This window comes from Actinosynnema sp. (assembly GCF_052038725.1).
In genome coordinates this window covers 1-2,853 of record NZ_JBQGCX010000051.1, presented here as the reverse complement: position 1 = coordinate 2,853, position 2,853 = coordinate 1, and the positions used below count along the sequence as shown (strand labels likewise).

The window sequence follows — 2,853 nt, the reverse complement described above, 5'->3', positions numbered from 1 at the left end:
CCGGTACGGGGCGCGGGCGCTGCACCGGATCCTGGCCGCGCGGCACCACGACCGGCCGTGGCCGTCGGCGGAGCTGGCGGCGACGCCGGAGGCGATCAGCGACGCGCTGGTGGCGCGGGTGAACCGCTCCTCCGCGCTGTGGCAGCAGTTCGGGGTGCTGGGCGACGTGGTGACGGTGTCCGGCGACCAGGCCCGGTACGAGGAGGAGGTGCCGACCGCGCACGTCGCCGACGGCGGCCTCGGGCCCGCGCCGCACCGGTTCGTGATCACCCTGGAGTACGGGCCGAACCACGACACCGTGGACCCGTTCGACATCACCGTGCCGCGCGTGCTGGAGAACGACGTGGAGCACGCGCAGGACGCCAGCTACCTGCACCCGGTGGTGCGGCACTACCGGGACGGCGAGCCCGCCGGGGTGCACCACCTGGCGGAGAACCTGGAGAACCAGTGGAACCTGCCGCAGGTGCACCAGCAGCCGCTGGCGGTGTTCGTGAAGGAGTGCCTGGCCGATGGGTGAGCCGTTCCCCGGCGCGGTGCTGGACGTGCTGGGGCGGGCGGGCGACCGGGTCGTGCTGGAGCACGGCTCGCGCTCGGTGGGCGCGGCGGAGCTGCTGGACCTCGTCGCGCGGGTGGCGGCCGGGTTGCGGCGGCGCGGGATCGGGCCCGGCGACGGGGTCGCGCTGCTGCTGGGCGTGACCCCGGAGGCGTTCGCCGCGATCCTGGCCGCGCACGTGGTGGGCGCGCGGGTGGTCGGGGTGCGGCCGGGCCTGCCGGAGGCGCACGTGCGGCGGCTGCTGGACCTGGACGTCGCGGCCGTGGTGGTGGACTCGCCCGCGCGCCGGGGGGTTCAGCTCGCGGAGCTGTGCGCGGCGGAGCCGGAGGCGGGGCCGCCGCGGCTGGGCGGGCGGCCGGACGACGTGGCCAGGTTGATCCACACCAGCGGCAGCACCGGGGCGCCGAAGGCGGTGGCGCAGTCGTACCGGGCGATGGCGGCGGCGTGGACGGCGGTCCCGTCGCGGTGGCCGCCCGCGATCGCGGAGCTGGCGTCCCGGCTGGAGCGGTACCTGGTGTTCGGGACGCTGGCCAGCCAGGTGATGTTCGAGTACGCGGTCCTGTCGATCACGGCGGGCGGGGTCGTGGTGGTCGCGGAGGACCCGTCGCTGCCCGGCGCGATCACCCGGCACCGGGCGAGCGCGAGCGTGATCACCGTGCCGCGCCTGGCGAAGCTCGTCGCCGCGCACCGCGCCTCGCCCGCCGACCTGTCGGCGTTGCGGGCGCTGCTGGTGTCCGGGTCGCCGCTGAGCGCGTCCCGGCACCGGGAGGCGCTGGAGGTGCTGGGACCGGTGGTGTTCCACGGTTACGGGCAGACCGAGACCAGCACGATCGCCATGGCGACCCCGGACGACCCGCCGGGGTCGGTGGGCAGGCCGCTGGTGCCGCTGGAGGTCCGGGACGAGCGCGGCCGGGTCGTGCCGCGCGGGGCGAGCGGTGAGCTGTTCGTGCGCTCCCCCGCGCAGGCGGGCGGTTACTGGGGTGACGCGTCGGAGTCGGCGGAGGTGTTCGTGGACGGGTGGGTGCGCACCCGCGACCTCGGGCACCTGGACCAGGACGGCGTGCTGTGGCTGACCGGGCGCAGCCGCGACGTGGTGATCGTGAACGCGAACCTGCACCACGTGGGCCCGATCGAGCGGGTGATCGCCGAGCACCCGGACGTCGCCGAGGCGTACGTGGTGGCCGTGCCGGACGAGGAGACCGGGGAGGCGGTGCACGCGTTCGTGGTGCCGTCCGGGGAGCACGAGCCCGATCCGGCGCAGCTGCGGGAGCTGGTGATCGGCAGGCTCGGGCCCGCGTGCGCGCCGACGCGGGTGACGCTGATCCGGGAGCCGCCGCTGGCCCCGAGCGGGAAGCCGGACAAGCGGTTGTTGTCGCCGCCGTGACGGGTCACTCCCGCACGAGGCAGAACGGGTGCCCGGCGGGATCAGCGTAGACGCGCCAGCCCCGCTCCGGTTCACCCCGGTCGAGCAGGACCGCGCCGTGGCGGAGCACCTCGGCCTCCTCGGCGTCCAGGTCGGTGACGGCGAGGTCGAGGTGCGCCTGCTGCGGGTGGGCGCCGTCGGGCCAGGTCGGCGGCCGGTGGTCGGGGACGCGCTGGAAGCACAGCACGTCCCCGGACGGCAGGTGCGCGGTGGCCCAGTCGTCGTCCAGGCTCCAGCGCGGATCGGGCCGGTCGACCTCGCCGTCGAGGACGGCCGCGTAGAAGCGCGCGAGCGCCTGGGCGTCCGGGCAGTCGATGACCAGGCACTGCAAGCGCGGCGTCATGCCGTTCCCCCTTCTCCCACCGGGACTCTAGTCGCGCGTGAGCTGCGGGACGGCGGCTCCGGGCTGGGCAGTGGTTCCGGGCTGGGCACTGGTTCGGACAGGGCGGCGAGCAGCTCCCTGATCCGGGTGGTGGCGGCGGCGCGGGGCGCGCTGTCCGGGGCCAGCCCGGCCAGTTCCGCCTCCAGGGCGGCGATCCGGCCCAGCAGGTCGGTGACGCGCGGCGGCCGGGGGCGGGGCGTGGTGCGGACGGCCAGCAGCACCGGCTCGTCCACGGCGTGCGCGGCGTCGAACAGCCGCACGCCCTGCTCCTCGGTCAGCGGGGCCACGTCGTCGCCGTCCAGGCGTTCCACGTGCGGCAGGCGCCCGCCCTCCCACGGTCCCCAGGCCAGCGAGCGGGCCGGGAGGCCCTGGGCGGGGCGGGCCCTGGCCAGGCCGTCGAGTAACGCGTCGGCCGCCGCGCGCACCGCCTGCCCGGCGCTGCCCAGCGACCCGGTCGCCGACGAGCACAGCGCGAACAACGCGAGGTCGTGCCCG

At 76.5% G+C, this 2,853-nt stretch carries 3 protein-coding genes and 1 pseudogene; 2 read left to right on the top strand and 2 right to left on the bottom strand.

Features of this window, described 5'->3' with window-relative positions; translation table 11 throughout:
* Window positions 1-517, top strand: a pseudogene (locus ACTUAL_RS01005) (pyridine nucleotide-disulfide oxidoreductase); the annotation flags it as partial.
* Window positions 510-1,937, top strand: coding sequence for a class I adenylate-forming enzyme family protein (locus ACTUAL_RS01000; protein WP_440898931.1), 1,428 nt, complete (start codon window positions 510-512; stop codon window positions 1,935-1,937). The pseudogene ACTUAL_RS01005 and the gene ACTUAL_RS01000, both read left to right, overlap by 8 nt.
* Window positions 1,938-1,941: 4 nt before the next feature.
* On the opposite strand, the gene ACTUAL_RS00995 is transcribed toward ACTUAL_RS01000, so the two are convergent.
* Together ACTUAL_RS00995 and ACTUAL_RS00990 are read right to left on the bottom strand one after the other, a co-directional pair.
* Window positions 1,942-2,319, bottom strand: coding sequence for a VOC family protein (locus tag ACTUAL_RS00995; RefSeq protein WP_096495430.1), 378 nt, complete (start codon window positions 2,317-2,319; stop codon window positions 1,942-1,944).
* A partial coding sequence (locus ACTUAL_RS00990) for a KR domain-containing protein (protein ID WP_440898930.1) occupies window positions 2,316-2,853 on the bottom strand: 538 nt, incomplete at its 5' end. The genes ACTUAL_RS00990 and ACTUAL_RS00995, both read right to left, overlap by 4 nt.